The sequence below is a fragment of the Candidatus Marimicrobium litorale genome, assembly GCF_026262645.1.
GTDB lineage: Bacteria > Pseudomonadota > Gammaproteobacteria > Pseudomonadales > Halieaceae > Marimicrobium > Marimicrobium litorale.
In genome coordinates this window covers 1,717,690-1,735,344 of the sequence record NZ_SHNO01000001.1, presented here as the reverse complement: position 1 = coordinate 1,735,344, position 17,655 = coordinate 1,717,690, and the positions used below count along the sequence as shown (strand labels likewise).

20 protein-coding genes are annotated in these 17,655 nt (G+C 53.3%); 13 read left to right on the top strand and 7 right to left on the bottom strand.

Annotated elements, in window-relative coordinates; translation table 11 throughout:
- The first annotated feature begins 339 nt into the window (after positions 1 to 339).
- The 4 genes from EYC82_RS07680 to EYC82_RS07670 all read left to right on the top strand — a co-directional run bounded on the left by EYC82_RS07680 (position 340) and on the right by EYC82_RS07670 (position 3,092).
- Entirely contained in the window at positions 340 to 1,134 is a 795-nt protein-coding gene (locus EYC82_RS07680) for a PhzF family phenazine biosynthesis protein (protein WP_279248955.1), read from the top strand.
- Positions 1,124 to 2,386, top strand: coding sequence for an ergothioneine biosynthesis protein EgtB (gene egtB, locus EYC82_RS07675; RefSeq protein WP_279248954.1), 1,263 nt, complete (start codon positions 1,124 to 1,126; stop codon positions 2,384 to 2,386). Before EYC82_RS07680 ends, egtB begins: the two co-directional genes overlap by 11 nt.
- Before the next feature lie 119 nt (positions 2,387 to 2,505).
- The gene (locus EYC82_RS18135) at positions 2,506 to 2,676 is read left to right on the top strand and encodes an L-histidine N(alpha)-methyltransferase (protein ID WP_423243898.1); all 171 of its coding nucleotides are present in this window, start codon (positions 2,506 to 2,508) and stop codon (positions 2,674 to 2,676) included.
- A 14-nt stretch (positions 2,677 to 2,690) separates the two neighbouring features.
- Entirely contained in the window at positions 2,691 to 3,092 is a 402-nt protein-coding gene (locus EYC82_RS07670) for an L-histidine N(alpha)-methyltransferase (protein WP_279248953.1), read from the top strand.
- 129 nt (positions 3,093 to 3,221) lie between these two features.
- On the opposite strand, the gene EYC82_RS07665 is transcribed toward EYC82_RS07670, so the two are convergent.
- Together EYC82_RS07665 and EYC82_RS07660 are read right to left on the bottom strand one after the other, a co-directional pair.
- Positions 3,222 to 3,671, bottom strand: a complete 450-nt coding sequence (locus EYC82_RS07665; RefSeq protein ID WP_279248952.1) for a MarR family winged helix-turn-helix transcriptional regulator — start codon at positions 3,669 to 3,671, stop codon at positions 3,222 to 3,224.
- Positions 3,672 to 3,703: 32 nt separating this feature from the next.
- Positions 3,704 to 4,630: an SDR family NAD(P)-dependent oxidoreductase gene (locus tag EYC82_RS07660; protein WP_279248951.1), complete on the bottom strand. Its 927-nt coding sequence runs from the start codon at positions 4,628 to 4,630 to the stop codon at positions 3,704 to 3,706.
- 146 nt (positions 4,631 to 4,776) lie between these two features.
- Between EYC82_RS07660 and EYC82_RS07655 the strand changes: the two genes are divergently transcribed.
- From EYC82_RS07655 to EYC82_RS07640, 4 genes are read left to right on the top strand one after another with little or no spacing between them, the layout of a single operon-like run.
- Positions 4,777 to 5,970 (top strand): acyl-CoA dehydrogenase family protein, encoded by a 1,194-nt coding sequence (locus EYC82_RS07655; protein ID WP_279248950.1) that lies wholly within the window; start codon positions 4,777 to 4,779, stop codon positions 5,968 to 5,970.
- A gap of 4 nt (positions 5,971 to 5,974) precedes the next feature.
- Complete coding sequence (locus EYC82_RS07650; RefSeq protein WP_279248949.1) at positions 5,975 to 7,096, top strand: acyl-CoA dehydrogenase family protein; 1,122 nt, start codon at positions 5,975 to 5,977, stop codon at positions 7,094 to 7,096.
- Positions 7,097 to 7,120: 24 nt separating this feature from the next.
- Positions 7,121 to 9,151 carry an acetoacetate--CoA ligase gene (locus EYC82_RS07645; protein ID WP_279248948.1) on the top strand — a complete coding sequence of 677 codons (2,031 nt, stop codon included), beginning with the start codon at positions 7,121 to 7,123 and terminating at the stop codon, positions 9,149 to 9,151.
- Positions 9,152 to 9,200: 49 nt separating this feature from the next.
- A complete protein-coding gene (locus EYC82_RS07640) occupies positions 9,201 to 10,754 on the top strand; it encodes a class I adenylate-forming enzyme family protein (protein WP_279248947.1) in 1,554 nt (517 codons plus the stop codon).
- A 13-nt stretch (positions 10,755 to 10,767) separates the two neighbouring features.
- Here EYC82_RS07640 and EYC82_RS07635 read toward each other — a convergent pair whose 3' ends face one another.
- The 5 genes from EYC82_RS07635 to EYC82_RS07615 form a co-directional block, all read right to left on the bottom strand.
- The gene (locus tag EYC82_RS07635) at positions 10,768 to 11,154 is read right to left on the bottom strand and encodes a hypothetical protein (protein WP_279248946.1); all 387 of its coding nucleotides are present in this window, start codon (positions 11,152 to 11,154) and stop codon (positions 10,768 to 10,770) included.
- A gap of 9 nt (positions 11,155 to 11,163) precedes the next feature.
- On the bottom strand, positions 11,164 to 11,550 hold the full coding sequence (locus EYC82_RS07630; RefSeq protein ID WP_279248945.1) for a hypothetical protein: 387 nt from the start codon (positions 11,548 to 11,550) through the stop codon (positions 11,164 to 11,166).
- A 187-nt stretch (positions 11,551 to 11,737) separates the two neighbouring features.
- A complete protein-coding gene (locus EYC82_RS07625; RefSeq protein ID WP_279248944.1) occupies positions 11,738 to 12,343 on the bottom strand; it encodes an enoyl-CoA hydratase-related protein in 606 nt (201 codons plus the stop codon).
- Complete coding sequence (locus EYC82_RS07620) at positions 12,344 to 13,606, bottom strand: acetyl-CoA hydrolase/transferase family protein (RefSeq protein WP_279248943.1); 1,263 nt, start codon at positions 13,604 to 13,606, stop codon at positions 12,344 to 12,346.
- Between the two features lie 23 nt (positions 13,607 to 13,629).
- Positions 13,630 to 14,862: a CaiB/BaiF CoA transferase family protein gene (locus EYC82_RS07615; protein ID WP_279248942.1), complete on the bottom strand. Its 1,233-nt coding sequence runs from the start codon at positions 14,860 to 14,862 to the stop codon at positions 13,630 to 13,632.
- Positions 14,863 to 14,971: 109 nt separating this feature from the next.
- Here EYC82_RS07615 and EYC82_RS07610 point away from each other — a divergent pair, with 109 nt between their 5' ends.
- From EYC82_RS07610 to EYC82_RS07590, 5 genes are all read left to right on the top strand, one after another.
- A complete protein-coding gene (locus EYC82_RS07610) occupies positions 14,972 to 15,334 on the top strand; it encodes a limonene-1,2-epoxide hydrolase family protein (RefSeq protein WP_279248941.1) in 363 nt (120 codons plus the stop codon).
- 27 nt (positions 15,335 to 15,361) lie between these two features.
- A complete protein-coding gene (locus EYC82_RS07605; RefSeq protein WP_279248940.1) occupies positions 15,362 to 15,748 on the top strand; it encodes a hypothetical protein in 387 nt (128 codons plus the stop codon).
- A gap of 2 nt (positions 15,749 to 15,750) precedes the next feature.
- Entirely contained in the window at positions 15,751 to 15,975 is a 225-nt protein-coding gene (locus tag EYC82_RS07600) for a hypothetical protein (RefSeq protein WP_279248939.1), read from the top strand.
- Positions 15,963 to 16,247: a class I SAM-dependent methyltransferase gene (locus EYC82_RS07595; RefSeq protein ID WP_279248938.1), complete on the top strand. Its 285-nt coding sequence runs from the start codon at positions 15,963 to 15,965 to the stop codon at positions 16,245 to 16,247. The genes EYC82_RS07600 and EYC82_RS07595 overlap by 13 nt, the downstream gene beginning before the upstream one ends.
- Before the next feature lie 123 nt (positions 16,248 to 16,370).
- On the top strand, positions 16,371 to 17,546 hold the full coding sequence (locus tag EYC82_RS07590; protein WP_279248937.1) for a serine hydrolase domain-containing protein: 1,176 nt from the start codon (positions 16,371 to 16,373) through the stop codon (positions 17,544 to 17,546).
- Positions 17,547 to 17,655 lie beyond the last annotated feature (109 nt).

The window sequence follows — 17,655 nt, the reverse complement described above, 5'->3', positions numbered from 1 at the left end:
GGTTTTTCTACAATACGTTGCGAAATGGAAAGCTGCGAATTTTCGTGATGCTTAAAATAGATCAGTAGCGTCTGTATAACAACGTCAAATGTGCATTCGGATATTTTTCAGCGGAAAATTCATGAGCGATGTCGCGAGCCGCGCCAATGTATACATTGGCAGAAAATGCTGAGGCAGGCCTCGCCTGACACCTTCAACGGGACAAGCAGGAAACTCGGTTCGTACTCAGGTAGCAAAGTAAAACCTTTCTGTTACAGTATCGTTTTTTAGTGCACCGGATTGGCCGCCTAGTTTTAACCGTCGTAACGGACTCATTGGGAGGAGTTTATCGACTGCCAATTGATAACGGCTTTTGTTGATCCAGTAAAGGATGCTTCCGGTCTTGGGGGTAACCGCTGTCGCCTGGTAATGTTGGACAGTAAGCCAACGCAAGCCCTTCCTTCATGGTCGGATGTCACTACTTGTGTTAGCTGGCCGCACACGTCTGAATTTCCTGCCGCAATCGTGCTGCGTTGTTACAGCCCCGGTGGACAGCTAATCCAATGTTGTGGCCACGGACTCATGGCTGCCTCTCATGCCTGGATGGCCAGGCTGGGACAGGATGCGCTCACCCTTTTCATGCAGGGTAGTCGTGTAGAAAGTTGGCAATCGCGGGGGGAGACATGGCTGCGCTTCTCCGCGCTGGAAATGCAATCATGTGAGGTGCCGGCCTGGGTCAGAGATGTGCTCTCCATTCCATCAAATCCAGTGTCTGCTGCATACAGCGGTGGCTCCTCGGATTATATGGTACTGCAATGGCCCGATGGTTTCGATTTACGTTCGCTCACGCCGCCAGACGAGACGTTGGCTAATTACACTCAGAGGGCGCTGATTTGCACTGCCGCACGGCCCGAGGTGGGGGATAGGGCGATAGAGTTGCGTTACTTTGCACCGCAGTACGGTGTAAGAGAGGATGCGGCGACGGGGTCGGCAATGCGAGTGCTGGCTGCTTACTGGTCGTCGCGATTCGATCGCCTGCTGGGTCATCAGTGCTCCTCTTCAGGCGGGCGGTTACTTTCAAGATGGGCGCCGAACTATGTGGAGGTAGGAGGGGTTTGTGTGGCGACTGAAGCGGTGACGTTAAATGGCGAGTGATGATATTTCCCGCAGCTTCCTGCGCATCAGGCAGCAGTCCCTTGCCGCTTGTGAGCGTCTGGAGATTGAAGACTACGGCTTGCAGGCAGAGGCTTTCACGAGTCCTCCAAAGTGGCATTTAGCGCATACCAGCTGGTTTTTCGAAACCTTTCTGTTGAAGCCCTGTCTGGAGGGGTACGAAGCGTGTAACCCATTGTATGAAGAATTATTTAATTCCTACTACAACGGGGTAGGAGGCCAGTACGCTCGTTCTCAGCGCGGTTTGTTGTCGCGGCCGACAGTCGCCGAGGTGTTGAGTTACCGGCAGCAGGTTGATCGTGCGATTATTGAATTACTCGACGATGATTCTCACCCGCAGCGCGACACTGTTTTGCAACGTTGCCGTCTGGGAATACAGCACGAACAACAGCATCAGGAGTTATTTTACACTGATTTGAAGTATTCCCTGTTCGCGAATCCGCTGTTGCCTGCTTTCGCTGAACTGTCAGCGGGCTGGAGGCCGCCCATTTTTCCTGCAGTAGAACAGCAATGGCGGCAATACGAGGGTGGGCTTTTCGAGGCGGGATTGCCTGTAGATGCGGTTGATTTTTCTTTCGATAATGAATCTCCCGCTGTTCGGGTTTATCTGGAGCCGTTTGCACTTTCGAATCGCCTCGTAACAAACGGAGAATACCAGGCCTTTGTCGACGACGGTGGTTACAAGAATCACCAGCACTGGCTGGCAGACGGATGGACACTAGCGCAGGAAGAGCGATGGCAACGCCCGCTCTACTGGCTTGACCGTGATGACGGTGGTTGGGAGTTTACCTTGTTTGGGCTGCGTCGCAGAGATCCTCATGCCCCGGTTTGCCACCTCAGCGGCTACGAGGCGGATGCCTACGCCAGTTGGTTGGGCGCGCGGTTGCCTACTGAATTCGAATGGGAGTGCGCGGCTCGCAAGCAAGCCTTCACGCCGCTGGTATTTGACGCGGATCGCCTGAATCCGCAGCCCGCTTCGGGTGATATTCCGCTTCTGCAGTTATACGATGCCTGCTGGCAGTGGACGGGCTCTGCTTATCGACCCTATCCGGGCTTTAGTGCTGGCGGGGGCGCTATTGGTGAATACAACGGCAAGTTCATGGCGAACCAATGGGTGCTAAAGGGTGGTTCATGTGTCAGCCAAAGTGGGCACGTAAGACCTACCTACCGGAATTTTTTCTATCCGAGCGATCGATGGCAGTTTAGTGGTCTCCGACTCGCGCGAGATGTATAAGGTCTGGGGAGGCCAGTAAAAATATGTATCCAGTCGCAGCTCGAGTTGGAAAAACTTAGCTTTAAAGATCAGCAGCCGGCGCAAGTCGACTCGCTGGCGGATTTGCTAAAGGGCTTCGGTTGTTCGTCAAAGCAGATCAATCCACGTTGTTTTATGACGCCCGAGGGTCGGAGCTGTTTGAGAAAATCACGCAGCTGCCGGAGTGTTATCCGATCCGGACAGAAAAGGCAATTCTTAAGAATAATGCCGAAGATATCGCGTCTTCCTGTCTGGTCTACGGTCTCGTATAGGGCCGAGAGGCGGTGTGCTGATTGGTGTCGATTTACAGAAATCGGAAAGAGCGCTAAACGCCGCCTATAACGATGCGAAGGGTGTGACCGCAGCGTTCAATCTGAATGTTTTGAATGTAGTGAATACGTTGGCTGATGCTGACTTTCAGCTTGAGAGGTTTAGTCATCAAGCGTTCTATAATGTGGAGCACTCAAGAATTGAAATGCACTTGATCTGCAAGATAAAACAGACAGTCACTATCGGCGCTAGTGCCGTACTTTTTGAACAAGGGGAGTCATTGCATACAGAGAACTCCTATAGATACAGCCTCGAAAGTTTTACGGAACTTGCAGCGACGGCGGGCTTGCAAGTGCAGCGCAGCTGGTGCGACGATGAACAGCTGTTCAGCGTGCATTCTCTTGGTGTGCCAGAGTAGTGGGCTACAGACAGTGTGATTGTAACTTCGCCCGCTAGCGCTAGCCGCTACTTAACCTTTATTCATCAAGCTGTTTTTTTGCTAGCTCGCGCGCGACGTACCGTGAAATTTGACGGATCCTGGGGAGGCTCAGGTGCCGTCCAGCCGGCGTTTATGGTCTCGTAGATTTTCGCGCACGCGTGTGACGATGGTGCGCAGTTGCTCTACATCCTCTGACGGTAGCTCACCGATAGAGATATCGTGAACATCCTGTAGCGATGTGTTGATCCGTTTCTCGAGTTTTCGACCTGCCTGTGTCAGCCATATCCGCTTGGCTCGGCGGTCCCGATCATCGGGGCGGCGCTCGATCCACTGCTTGCCCTCCAGGCGGTCGACTAATCCACCGAGGGTCACCGCGCGTATTCCGAGCTTTTGTGCGAGGTCACCCTGTATAATTCCTTCCTCTTCCATCAGCGTGGATAGAACCCAAGCCTGTGTGGCGGTTAGATCCAGGTCCTTGAGCAGGCTGTTAAAACAGAACACCCGAAGCCTGGCAACGTCCTGAAAAAGGGTGCCGAGGGTTTCTCTGCGTTCTGTCATCGGGGTTTATCTCCTGTGGCTGGTCTGCGTTGCTAAATTGGATCCCAGTTGAATACGTCACGAGAGGTCTCAGGTCCATAAAAATCGCGCTCCATGGCGGGGAGCGCGTGGTCAAGCACGGTTTCTGGCGTCCAACCTTCCGCGCGATGAACGCTGCGCAATGGTCGTGGCTGTGACATCAGAAAAATTTCATTGCCGCGCACGGCAAAAATCTGACCTGTGATATGGGCTGCGCCGTCAGATCCCAGTGCGGTGATGAGCGGAGGGATTTTTTCCGAAGCCATTTTCTTGATCTTCTCCAGGTACGGTTCTTCATCAGGATTCTGCGCACCGCCTTTCGCGGGAACAGTGGCAGTCATCCGACTGAAAGCAAAGGGGGCAAGGCAGTTGGAGCGCACGTTGCTGCGAGCCATGTCAATCGAGATAGAGCGAGACAGGCCGACGATGCCGAGCTTAGCGGCCGAGTAGTTGGCCTGGCCCAGGTTGCCGCACAGGCCTGCCGTAGACGTCATATGCACCATGCTGCCGCCGTTTTGTTGCCTGAAAATATCGCAGGCGGCGGAGGCGATATTGCGCGCTCCGTTGAGGTGCACATCGATGACCGCGTCCCATTCCTCGTCTGACATGCGATGGAACATGCGATCACGCAGTATGCCGGCATTGTTGACGAGGTGATTAAGTCCTCCGAGTTCGTCCTGGCATTGCTCGATCATAGTGCGCACTGCGACTCGGTCAGTTACGCTAGCGGCGCAGGACGATGCCTCTCCGCCGGCTGCACGAATTTCCTGCGCGACCTGCTCTGCCAGGGCGGTGTCTACCCCTTCGCCGGTAATACTGGTGCCGAGGTCATTGACCATCACCTTCGCGCCGGCCTGTCCCGCCTGTAACGCGATATCGCGACCTACGCCCTGGCCGGCGCCGGTGACGAGGACGACTTTTCCTTCCAGTAATCCAGCCATTTGCAAACTTCCTCCGTGGGCGTGTAATGGTGTTCAAATGCCAGCGAGGGGGATATGATTCGCGTACATATGATGTGCATGATTATAGATAGTAAGCTAACAATTTTCCATACCGGCAGCAGGCTTGGGATGGGGAGGGCAAGTTTATGAATTTGGCGTTCAGCAGCAAGGACCTGCTATTTCAGCAGGAACTGCAGGCTTTCCTGGCCGAGAGCCTACCGGATGACATCCGGGAAAGGTGCGCTCGCGGCCTGATCGTCGGTAACGAAGACCTGATTCGTTGGCAACGTATTCTCTACGATAGGGGTTGGATGGCGCCCAACTGGCCTGTTGAATATGGGGGAACCGGCTGGACTCTTACCCAGAAGTACATCGCGGCCCGGGAGTTCGCTGCTGCCTGTGCACCTCTGCCGACTTTTGGCATTACCATGCTGGGCCCGGTATTGATCGCTTTCGGGAACGCGGAGCAAAAAGCGTTCTATCTGCCCCGCATCCTGAAATCTGAGGATGTCTGGTGTCAGGGTTATTCTGAACCGGGCGCTGGTTCCGATCTTGCCAACCTGAAAACCCGTGCGGTGCGGGAGGCGGACGACTATCTTGTCAACGGTCAAAAAATTTGGACCAGTTATGCACACTGGGCGAACCGCATGTTCTGCCTCGTGCGCACCGACGCGGCGGCCAAACCTCAGAAAGGGATTTCCTTTCTGTTGATTGATATGGATACACCGGGAATAGAAATAAAGCCCATCATAGGTCTCGATATGGGGCACACGCTGAATGAGGTATTTCTCAGTGATGTTCGGGTTCCGGTTAAAAACCGTGTTGGAGAGGAGAACAAAGGCTGGACCTACGCCAAGTACCTGCTGCAGAAAGAGCGCAGTTTTGTTGCGAGAGTGGCGCAGTCGCGTCACTTGGTACAGCGCCTGAAAAGTAGCGTATCAGAGAAGAAAGTGGGGGCAGTGCCTCTTTTGGGCAGTGCAGAATTTCGCCGCCGTATGGCCAGGCTGGAAATAGATTTACAGGCTCTTGAGTACACGGAGTTGCGCTATCTCTCGAAGGAATTGCAGGGTGAGCCTGTTGGCCCAGAGCCATCAATTCTCAAGATTCGCGGGAGCGAAATCCAGCAGGGGTTAAAGCAGTTACTGGTTGAAAGCCTGGGTATGTACGGTGTGCCCTATGAAAATGATTCGATGAAGCTGTCTGACAGTTATATGGAAGTGGGGCCAGATCACCGGCACGGTATCCTCGCAGAGCATTTGTACGGACGCGGCGCGACTATTTTTGGCGGGTCCAACGAGATTCAACGGAATATTATTTCGCGCATGTTGCTGGGGACTTAAGGGCATGGATTTTAACCTGACTGAAGAGCAGAGCATGTTGCGTGACAGTTTGGAGCGCTTCGTGGCAGACCATTACCAAAACACGGATCGCGCTGCTCTGGTCTACGGTGACCCCGGCTACAGTGCTGAACACTGGCGGTTGTTTGCCGAAATGGGCTGGCTGGCTTTGCCCTTTGCAGAACAGCACGGCGGGTTTGGCGGAACACCAGTCGATACGGCAATTCTGATGGAAGCTCTGGGTCGTGGGCTGGTATTGGAGCCTTACCTCAGCACGGTGGTTCTGGCGGGGGGGCTGGTTGCGTTAGCGGGTAGTGAAGTGCAACAGGCCGATATCATTCCGCAGATAATTGCTGGCGACCTGACCCTGTCGCTTGCGTACCTGGAGCCGGAGTCAGGTTTTGATCCCGCGCATGTTGCGACAACGGCACACTCCAACGGTGATGGATTTCTGCTAAATGGGCAAAAGTGCGTTGTTTACCAGGGGCCGTCGGCGGATCGTTTCATTCTTTCTGCTCGCACCGAAAAGGGCGTTGCGCTGTTTGTGCTCGAGCAGGGTTTGCCTGGCCTCTGTCGCAAGGACTTCAAGACCCTCGATGGTCAGTGGGCCAGTGATCTCAGTCTTGAGGGTGTCTCAGTGGGCCCGGAGGCCCTGCTGGGGGCCGAGGACCTCGCGCTGCCGGCGCTGGAACAGGTGTTGGGCCGCGCAGTGAGCGCTGTTTGTGCTGAGGCGGTGGGCGCAATGGCTGCTGCCAATGAGATTACCCGGGATTATATTCGTGTGCGCGAACAGTTTGGCGTGGCGATAGGCAGTTTCCAGGCTTTGCAGCATCGTTGGGTAGATATGCACATTGAGGCGGAGCTGGCTAAGTCTATGTCCGATGCGTTGGCAATGCGGTTGCGCGATGGAGACGAGGACACACCTGCTATGGTTTGCGCTACCAAGGTAACGGTAGGCAGGGCCGCGCAGATTGTAGGGCAGGGCGCTGTGCAACTGCACGGCGGAATTGGTATGACCAATGAATATGCAATTGGGCACTATTACAAGCGCTTATCAATAATTGATTTATTGTTTGGCAATCAGGACTATCACGCGACTCGCTATGAGGCACTTGAGGCTGCGAAATGAGCGAGATAAATAAAGATAGAGAAGATGAACGTGTCCCAGTCTGACGAGGGCGAATTACTCTGGCAGCCGTCGGCCACTCGTATTGGGAATTCCGGTCTCACGGCTTACCGCGCCTGGTTGAATCGAGAAGCCGGTGTCAGCTTCGATGACTATGACGCTCTCTGGCGATGGTCCATAGAGAATCCTGCCTTATTTTGGGAGTCTATCTGGCGTTGTTATGATATTGCTCCGGGGCAGGAATACACAGCGGTATTGGGGTCGAATGGGATGCCGGGGGCACGCTGGTTCCCCGGTGCTCAGTTAAACTTTGCTGAGTATCTGCTGCGTCAGGGTGACAGGGGTGATCCCGCGCGGGTCGCGGTCTTTGCCGAATCGGAGAGTGTCGCCTGCAGTACCCTCAGTTGGGAAGAGTTACGTCTGCACGTTGTGCGTTTGGCGTCTTATCTTCGGGATGCCGGTATTGGCCCGGGAGACAGAGTGGTAGCCTATCTGCCCATGTCTTGCGAGGCGGTGGTCGCAATGCTGGCCTGCATCAGTGTCGGTGCGGTGTGGTCCTGTTGCTCACCGGATTTTGGGGCGAAGAGCGTGATAGAACGCTTTGAGCAGATTCAGCCGAAACTGATCATTGCCATTGCGCACTATCGCTACAATCAGAAGGACTTCAAGCGCTCCCGGGAGATGTCGGATATCCTCGCTGCTATCCCGTCTCTCGGCGAATTAATTTATCTGCCATGGGGCGATCGGAAATCTCCTCTTCCTCCCGTAATGCCGGCATCCTGCAGGTTGACGACGTGGCAAGATGCGCTCGAAGCAAATGCTGCTAGCTATGACAGCTTTGCTTTCGAGACTCTACCTTTCGAACATCCTTTGTGGATTATGTACAGTTCTGGCACGACTGGGGCGCCGAAGGGTATCGTGCATAGTCAGGGTGGCGCGTTACTGGAATATGTGAAGTACGCTTGGCTGCATGATGACATGGGGCCGGAACAGGTAAAATTTTTTGTTACGACGACGGGCTGGACCATGTTCAATATTCTGGTTGGTGGCATGATGGCGGGTGCTGCAATCGTCCTTTATGATGGTCACCCCGCTAGCCCTGATGAGAGTCGACTGTGGGACATGGCCGATCGGTACAAGGCGACTTACTTTGGTGCCAGCCCCAGTTATGTTAACGCACTGGTGCAGGCGGGCTACTCCCCTCGGATCCACCACGATCTTGCCTCCATCAAGACTATTGCGCTGACTGGATCGCCATCTTCCCGTGACACCTTCCGTTGGTTTTACCAGCATGTTCATGATGACCTGCATACTATATCCATGAGTGGGGGCACGGATATCAGCAGTGCCTTTATCGCCGGTGCCGTCGAGTTGCCCGTGTATGCTGGCGAAATTCAGTGTGCTTGTCTCGGTGTCGATGTCGCCGTCTTCGATGATTCGGGAGGCGAGCTGCGTTCGGGAGAGGATGGCGAGTTGGTGATACGCCAGCCCATGCCGTCCATGCCCATTTTTTTCTGGAACGATGATGATGGATCACGTTACCGTGCCAGTTACTTCGAGGAATACCCCGGTATCTGGCGCCACGGTGACCTTGTGCGCAGGAGTAGTCGTGGAGGATTCGTGATTTCCGGTCGCAGTGACGCGACTCTAAATCGCTCTGGTGTGCGTATTGGGACGGCCGAAATCTACCGTGCTGTGGAATCTATAGAGGGAATCGAGGATAGTTTGATAGTGAATATAGAATTGCCCGATGCGCAATTTTTCATGCCTCTTTTCGTCGTCATGGAGAACGGTGTTGAGCTTGACGAACCGCTGGTAAGAAAAATTGCTGCGACCTTATCCAGTGAATGCTCGCCGCGACACGTGCCTGACAAGGTTTACGCGATTGCAGAAGTGCCTTATACGCTCACCGGGAAAAAGCTTGAGGTACCGGTCAAAAAACTGTTTCTTGGCACGCCGGCGGATAAGGCCATGAATGCGGGTGCTATGGCAAACCCGCAGGCGATGGAGTTTTTTGTAGATTTCGCCAGAAGTCTGCAGGGCGGGTTGCAGAGTTGAGTAGCAGGGCTTGCAAAGGAAAAGCGTTATAACAGGGAAGCATTGACGCATGATGAAACTGACGCACATATTACAGAAGGCCGCTCATCAATATCCGGAGCGTCCTGGTATTACCTTCGCGGGACGCACCCGCACCTGGTCTGAAGTACTTGAGAGGTGTGAAAAACTCGCTGGAGCGCTCACTTCACTGGGGCTGAAGGCCGGTGATCGATGTGCGATTCTGACACACAATAGCAGTGTGATGGCGGAATGTTTTTACGGACCGTTGTGGTGTGGCGTTGTACCGGTCCCGATGAACTGGCGTTGGACGCTGCAGGAACTGAAGCCCTGCTTTGATGATTGCGAACCCGTATTACTGGTGGTGGATTCAGCGCATGCAAAGCTGGCGCTTGAGCTAAAAGCACGTTGCTCGGCTCTAGAGATCCTTGTTTATGCGAGCGAGGGTGAAGTCCCTGAAGGGTTTGTATCCTATGAGTCCTTGGTGGATGGCGCGGCGCGTATCAGTCATAGCCCCTATGGTGGCGAAGATCTGGCGGCCATTGTCTATACAGGAGGTACTACCGGGCGCTCCAAAGGTGTAATGCTGACTCACAGTAATCTCTATGTTAACGCCATGAATCACCTTGAGTTTGATTCACCTGGGGCGGGACAGAGTATTGTGTTGTCCGGTCCGATGTTCCATATCAGTGCACTGTGCCGTGTATACATTCATACACTGATGGATGTGCATATGATTATTCTGCCCCAATTCGATGCACTACAATTGATGGAGGTCATACAAACGTATGGCGTAACGTCTCTTATCCTGATCTCCGCCATGGCGGCCTTATTACTGGATCATCCCCGCTACAGTGAGTTCGATCTGTCCACATTGCGCAAAATTAACTATGGCGCAGCGCCTATGCCACCCTCACTCATTAAACGCCTGCGTGAGGCTTTTCCTGAAGTCAGCTTTTTCCATGGCTACGGAGCCACGGAAGCTGCAGGTGTGATCAGTACTCTGCCTGTAAAAGACGAATTTTTGCAGGGAGGCGCGGTAGTGCGGCTCAACTCTGTGGGTAAGCCCGCGCCATATATCGAGTTGCGTATCGTGGATGAGCACGGTGCAGAAGTAGTGTCGGGAACAGTGGGTGAAATTGTGATTCGCGGCCCTAACGTGATGAAAGGTTATTGGAAAATGCCTGAGGAAAGCGCAAAGGTGCTCCGCAATGACTGGTATCACACAGGGGATGCCGGCTATCGAGACGATGAGGGCTATGTGTTTCTCGTGGATCGAATGAAAGACATGATTATTAGTGGTGGTGAAAATATCTACTCGGTAGAGGTCGAGCGTGTCATAGACTTACACCCCGCAGTCCGTCAATGTGCCGTCGTGGGACTGCTCGATGATACCTGGGGCGAAATCGTACATGCGGTAATTTCTCTGGAACCCGGAAGGACGGTGACGGCGAAGGAGTTGATTGAACATTGTCGCGGATATATCGCTCGCTATAAGTGTCCCAAAGACCTCACAATCTGGGACGAGCTACCCTTATCCAGTGCAGGCAAGCTGCAAAAAAATGAAATACGTGCTCGAACGGCCTCAGAGCAATCTACGATGTGACCCGCATTGTCGGTCAAGCCAGGGTTGTCAGGGTGAATGAAGCGCCCTGAGTAACTATCCGTAGGATTGCAAGAATCATTAGAAATAAAAAGCTCAGGACAAGCGTTCTGGTACTGTTTATAAGATCATCAGTGGTGTAATTTTGCATTTGGCTCAGTTTGCGAAAGCTGGCCGAGCAGAATATCCAGACTAAACCCGCCGCAATAATGAGCAGAGCGACAACCGCACGAGATAGAGTGGCCGGTACAGTCGCATCGGAAGCAAGCAGAATAAGCGTGCGAAGCATCTGCAAACATCCGATAAAAGTAGCGGCTATCCCGTAGAAGAGCATAGCGTTGCCCAGTTGCCGTAGGATTTTCTTGTGATCAGTGTTCGGCTCAGATGCAGGCGCAGGATTCATAGCTTTCTGTCACTGCACCACAGTTGAGACGATTAACACGATCGCTATAGTTGTTGTCAGGGTTGCCAGTACTCGAAATCCGCTAGCCAGTGCGGCTAGACCGCGCATCATTGAATCAAAATCCAACACTTTTGTTTCGGTAATCTTTTTCAGATCTATTGTCGGACGCCAATAAACAATGGCTTGCAATATGGCTAACGCACTTGCGAGTATTAGGCTGACGCTTACGGCCGGATCGTGTAACTCTAGCTTAAAAAAAACATTCACAAGCCCCCAAATAGCGCTGATGGCACAGAGTGCGCTGAGGACGCGCATATATTTGACCAATGCGATGAACAGACTCCGGCTTGAGTCGCCCGATACAGCAGAGTTGGTACTCAACCCATCGTTATCCACGAACGGTGTTCCTCATAATGGTTGGGAAGGTTCAATTTTGCAGACGCTAAGGGTACTGGAAATAGCCCGTGATAAATATAGAAGCCCCAGGTTTTTCAACGATTAAAATATGAACTCGGACGCATTTATGAGAAATAATTTTAGTATTTCCAAGGGGCGTTTTTAAGCATCCTACTTTTTTTGGTAATCAGGCAGTGAGCAATTGCGCGCGCTGAACTGCGGTTTTGACCAGTGCCCTGTCGCTGACGCAGGCGCCAACGAGGCCCCATTGTAACGCTGTGCTCGCGGATATTGGCTCATTTGTGAGCATCATTCTAAGGGCGCGGCTGCGGCCGACCAGCCTGGGAAGTAAGTAAGTTGATCCAAGGTCGGGCGCTAGTCCAATACGACTATACACCTGTATAAAGCTCGCCGACTCGCCTGCAATTGTAAGGTCACCTAGCAGTGCAAAAGCGCATCCCGCACCGGCGGCTACGCCGTTCACAGCAGTGACAACCGGAACGCTGGAGTTTTTGACAGCGTGTAGGGTAGGGAAGTATCCCTCCATCAGAGCAGTGACTACATCGACGCTCTGCGGGGGGCGATTGCGTAAATCCTGTCCCGAACAAAACGCACGACCAGCGCCAGTGATGACGAGAGCTTTGATATTGCTATCCGATTCGACAATGTTCATTGCAGATTGTATATCTGCCATCATAGGGAGGTTCAGCGCGTTTAGCGTGTCTTGTCTATTTAATGTGAGTATAGCGACACCACAGTCGACGGTGAGCAGTATAGTTTCGAAGCGATACATTCAGGGCATCGTTCGGGGCATGATTTTGTCAATTTCATCGCGAAACTGGGGAGCGGCAACATTACGCAGCGCTTGCATGCGTTGGGTGATTGTCTTGCCTCGGAGGTCCGCGATACCCATTTCAGTAGCAACAATATCCACGTCGGATTTGCCAGTGGTTATCAGCGAGGTGTTCAGCCTAGCAACTATTCGGCTGCGATTACCATCGCGAGTGGTGCTGGGCATCGCAATAATAGAGAGGCCATCCTGCTGTGTTGACGCAGCGTGCATGAAGTCTACCTGCCCGCCCACAGCCCCGATATATCGATTCTTGATCACTTCTGCGTTGACCTGGCCGTATAGGTCAACCTCTATCGCTGAATTAATCGCTACCAGTCGATCCTGTTGCGCGAGGTATCTTGCGCCATGCGTTGCTGCGGCTGGGTGCAATTCTATTTCTTTGTTCAGATGTAAGAAGTGGCGCATATCTTCGCCGCCAATCGCGAGCGCGCCGACTGTGATCCCCGGCCGGACCGTGTTCGTCTCATTAGTGATGACTCCGCTCTCAATGAGCGGTATGACATCTTCGGTTAGCATGCCCGAATAGATGCCCAGGCGCCGATGTTGTGAGAGCGACGAAAGTATGGCCGACGGCACGCTACCAATGCCGTACTGAATCACGGCGCCATCCTGAATAATATCCTGTAGATGGCTTGCTATCTGTTTTTCTGTTTTTCCTATTGCGCTGCTTGGGCCGTTTATCGCAGCATTTGAGCAGTGAATTACGACATCAAGTAATGATTCATCCAGGGGCTGAGCCAGAGTGGTGCAGGGCACCTGATCATTCACTTCCGCTATGACCAGGCGAGCCGATTGCATGGCTGGGATGAGGTAGTCGTTGGCGAAGCCGAGGCTGTAGTGGCCATCAGGCCCCCTTGGGCTGAGTTGGACCAGTACGACGTCAATGGGTAAGGTGCGATCTGCGATAATGCGCGGTATAGACGAGTAATTACCCGGCAATATCTGTAGTTTTGACCCTAGTGTCGAATTGGTTCCCATTGCGCCGTAGCTGATGACGTTAAAATCATCGAGATGGGTGTTATTGAGGGTGTCAGAGAAAGATAAGCCCACGAAAATACTGAAGTGGCCTATCATTGACCTCTGCCTGACCAGAGTTTTCGTGAGCATGAGTGGTTCTGCGCATCCCTGCCCCCATGTTACGGTGTCCCCCGGCTTGACGTAGTCAGCGAAGTTCAAATTATCGAGTGTGATGGCTGTTGGCATGTATCTTCCTGTTAAATTCGGGCCTAACCCGACACAACCACGCCGGCCTTTACAAGGCGCTGAACGTCCGCCGCGTCAAAGCCAAGCTCCTCTAGTATAGCCATGTTATGTTCTCCCGGTGCCGGTGCGGGGGATTGTTTCTTGCTGGGTGAATGCCCCGCCACGATAGAGGGAAACGGCAGTACTTTTCCTTCAGGTGTTTCTATGTGCACCGCTCGAGACACACTGTGAGGTGTTTGCAGCGCCTTACGCGGCGTAATGCACAATGTCGCCGGCACGTCGTGCTGTTCGAACAGGGAAAGCCAGTGCGCTGCCGTTTCGCTTGCAAATAATTCATCTAATTGATGCATTAGGTCGTCGCCGCGTGCCCTGCGTCCAGATTCAGTGGCATACATTTGCGAGGCAAAATGAGTGTGCTTTTCTGCCACGGCCAAGACAAAATTATCCCAGAATTTCTGCTCCACAACAGTGAGAGCCAGTTGCTCTCCATCTTTCGTGGTGAATAGATCGTTGGTAGGATAAAGGTGCTCTTTACTCGGTTGATCGTCCTTGAACCCGAAGCGCAGGGCGTTCATGTAGAGCATTGATTCGTACAGGCTTATATCGATAATTGGCGCGATATCGGCCTTGTCTTTTTCTCTCAGTGCGGCAAGGATTGCGATGGCAGCGTATGTGCCACCGGCCATGTCTGCCACAGGCGTTGACGAGCGACGCGACGGCTCTCGCCAGTGCCCGCTCTGCGATAGAGAGCCTGCCATGGCTAAATAGGCGAGATCATGGCCAGGGTGTGAAGCCATTGGACCCGTCTGGCCGAAGCCGGAAATGGAACAGTAAACCAGGCCTGGATTGATTTCCTGCATTGCGTCTGCATCGATTCCTAATTTTCTTGCAACCCCAGGGCGAAAGCCCTCAATAGCGACGTCTCCATGGTGTGCAAGCCGCGTGACTACCTCCCCGGCATTGGGTGATTTCAGATCGAGTAATAGGCTGCGCTTGTTACGATTGGCTCCGGCGAACAGATGGCTTGTCATGCCTCTAGCATAGTCTCCTCCGGGCGGCTCAACCTTGATAATGTCTGCGCCAAGATCAGCGAAGATCAGCGTGGTGAGCGGTCCCGGCAGTAACATTGAAAAATCGATGACAGTAAGCCCTGATAGTGGTTGCCAGGCCTTGTCGGGTGTCGCGGTCATGGTTTTTTCTCCATAATTGCCCTGCTGCACTTCGATTCTATCGCAAGGGTGACCAAGTTCAGACATTTTCTTTTTCTTATCTTATTGATTGGCTGTTGGTGTCGACAATGGCCTCAGATTTCGCAAGAATGTAGGTCCGTCGCGACCTACGCCGGCGAAAACAAGGAGGAGACCGATGGCAAGTAACACGGAAATTATTGACGGCTTCATGGCTGCGTGGAACAGTCTGGATATCGACGCGGTAATGGCGCACTTCACCGATGATGCGTCTTATGCGAATGTTCCAATGGGACCGCCGCATGTTGGCAAGACGTTGATTCGCGAATTCATCGATGGCTTTATGGCTACCACGACAGAGATTAACTTTATTGTCCATCACCAGGTAGACGACGGACGAGGGGTGGTGATGAATGAGCGCACTGATATCCTGCAGATGGGCGAAAAGCGCATAGAACTCCCGGTTATGGGTGTTTTTGAGCTTGTAGACGGCAAGATCAGCGCATGGCGAGACTACTTTGACATGGGTGGTTTCGCTTAGTTTTTAGCTTTGACCGGAGGTGGCGCGGTGGATTCGCGTTTCTATTTCGTCCTTGGCGACTTGTTCAGCAATATTGCTGTTGGTCTGGTAGCTGGTGTTTTGGCCGCATTGGTTGTGGGTGAAGACTGGAATATGTTTTTGGCCATGATCCTGGCAATGGTGCTTGGTATGGTAGTTGGCACCGTTTTGTGGCTGCCATTGGGTGTATTGTTTGGCGCCATGGAGGTGATGTTGTCGACAATGTTTGGCGGCATGATGAGCGGCATGGTGGTCGGTATGTGGGTAGCGATGTCGCCTGTTTCCGTCAAAGCGGGAGCATTAGTAGGTATGGCCTGCGGTCTTTTAGCGATAGTGATTATATGGATCATGAACAGCAGATTGCGAGGCATTCGCGATCTGCGCAAGGAGCGTTGACAGTGGATAATATTACCCGGGCAAAGTGGGACAAGGCTGCGCCCACTTTCGACATCATGGCGGGTCGGGGAGCGGAGCAGCGCTGGCGTCCTTTAAAGCAGGCGTTGTTTAACGATATAGATGGGAAAATCCTGTTTCTCGCTCTGGGCGCCGGGTTGGATGTTGAGACTTCCCCGCCACAAAAAAAATCACCGCTATCGATACCAGTCCGAAGATGCTGGAGGTAGCCCGCCCCCGTGTTGCTGCCTACGACGGAGAGATCGACGTGCAGGTCGCCGATGTCCACGAACTGGATTTCGTGGACGACAGTTTTGATCAGGTATTTACTTCATGCACCTTCTGTTCTGTGCCGCGCCCTGTGGAGGGCGTGGTCTCTTTGCGCCGGGTCCTTAAGCCCGGAGGCGAACTGTATATGTTTGAACACACGGGTTCCCGCTATTATCCCTTTAAGTTCATGATGAACTTAATGACATTTTTGACTCGCAGAGTCGGGCTGTAAATGAATCGAACTACTGTGGCAAATGTGCGTGCGGCTGGGTTTGAAATACAGGAGGTGAATAACCTTTTTATGGATGTAGTGAAAACCATTCGCGCGATTAAACCCGCCTGAGGCGATGTCAACTTGGAAGCGGATTACAGCACTGCGGTCGCCACCGAACTGGGTCTGGATAGCGGAAGGCTCGCCGATTTAAGGGGCCGGCTGCAGCATGCTATCGACAAAGGTCCGCTGCCTTCTATACAGGTGGCTCTGGCGCGACACGGCAAGGTGGCGTTTTTCGAGACGTTCGGCAAAGCGGATGCCTCCACGCGCTACAACATATTTTCCTGCACCAAGCCGTTGGTGGCTTCGGTAATCTGGCACCTCATGGGTCAGGGACTGCTGGATATTTCAGAACGGGTAAGCAGATATATCCCATTGTTTTCGGAGCAAGGCAAGCAAGACATAACGGTAGAGCAGGTCTTGTGCCATACGAGTGGTTTTCCCCACGCGGATCTCGATGCTCCCGATTGGTGGACACGTCAGGGAAGGCTGGACAGGATGCGTGAGTGGACGCTTGACTGGGTCCCCGGTAGTCGAATGGAATACCACCCCCTCTCTGCCCACTGGGTACTGGCGGAATTAATCGAGGTGATTACGGGAGAGGATTATCGTATCCATCTGCAGACGTGCGTGCTCGATCCCCTCGGGCTTGGAGGTTTGCATCTGGGCTTGCCGCTAGACACGCAGAAAAATATTGCTACCGTGGAATTAGTGGGCGAGCCGCCGAGTCCACAGGAGGTCAGAGAACTCTTTGGTCGGAACGTTCGCCTGCCCGGTTTCGCGGAACAGTCGCTGCTGATGTTTAACAAACCCGAAGTGCGTCAACTGGGCGTGCCCGGTGGCGGCGCGGTTGGTACTGCCGCTGATCTAGCGTTGTTCTATCAGGCATTGATGTATAACCCAAGTGGGCTTTGGCGCCCTGATGTACTGGCGGACGCGACGGGCCGGGTGCGCGTTGATTACGCGGACCCCATTACCGGCGCTCCGGCAAATCGCGGCTTGGGTGTAGTGATTGCCGGGAGTGGAAAATACCTGTCGCATCGCGGTATGGGCACTACCGTATCGCCCCGTACGTTCGGGCACCCGGGTGCTGGAGGGCAGGTTGCGTGGGGCGACCCACAGAGCGGTATTTCATTCAGCCTGTTAACCAGCGGCATGGATGCAAACCCGTTGCGCTCTGCGCATTTGTGTGCGGCGGTAAGTAATCGAGCTGGCGCATGTGCAATGCCTGTTCCCACTGCTCAAAAGGTGAGGTGATAAACGGCGGGCAGTCAGAGTTTTCGGCTGCTGAAGCATGCTAGACTGCTGGGGCAGGAGGTTTTGGTAACACGGAATACCATACGGCACTAGAGGGTCGCGCGGTTGA

Bases quoted from the DNA above. Each gene is read 5' to 3' on its own strand.
- EYC82_RS07610 (WP_279248941.1), top strand. From the start codon at position 14,972: ATGGCAAGTAACACGGAAATTATTGACGGCTTCATGGCTGCGTGGAAC.
- EYC82_RS07615 (WP_279248942.1), bottom strand. From the start codon at position 14,862: ATGTCTGAACTTGGTCACCCTTGCGATAGAATCGAAGTGCAGCAGGGC.
- EYC82_RS07620 (WP_279248943.1), bottom strand. From the start codon at position 13,606: ATGCCAACAGCCATCACACTCGATAATTTGAACTTCGCTGACTACGTC.
- EYC82_RS07660 (WP_279248951.1), bottom strand. From the start codon at position 4,630: ATGGCTGGATTACTGGAAGGAAAAGTCGTCCTCGTCACCGGCGCCGGC.
- EYC82_RS07665 (WP_279248952.1), bottom strand. From the start codon at position 3,671: ATGACAGAACGCAGAGAAACCCTCGGCACCCTTTTTCAGGACGTTGCC.
- EYC82_RS07650 (WP_279248949.1), top strand. From the start codon at position 5,975: ATGGATTTTAACCTGACTGAAGAGCAGAGCATGTTGCGTGACAGTTTG.
- EYC82_RS07655 (WP_279248950.1), top strand. From the start codon at position 4,777: ATGAATTTGGCGTTCAGCAGCAAGGACCTGCTATTTCAGCAGGAACTG.
- EYC82_RS07625 (WP_279248944.1), bottom strand. From the start codon at position 12,343: ATGTATCGCTTCGAAACTATACTGCTCACCGTCGACTGTGGTGTCGCT.
- egtB (WP_279248954.1), top strand. From the start codon at position 1,124: ATGGCGAGTGATGATATTTCCCGCAGCTTCCTGCGCATCAGGCAGCAG.
- EYC82_RS07595 (WP_279248938.1), top strand. From the start codon at position 15,963: ATGCTGGAGGTAGCCCGCCCCCGTGTTGCTGCCTACGACGGAGAGATC.
- EYC82_RS07635 (WP_279248946.1), bottom strand. From the start codon at position 11,154: ATGAATCCTGCGCCTGCATCTGAGCCGAACACTGATCACAAGAAAATC.
- EYC82_RS07640 (WP_279248947.1), top strand. From the start codon at position 9,201: ATGATGAAACTGACGCACATATTACAGAAGGCCGCTCATCAATATCCG.
- EYC82_RS07645 (WP_279248948.1), top strand. From the start codon at position 7,121: ATGAACGTGTCCCAGTCTGACGAGGGCGAATTACTCTGGCAGCCGTCG.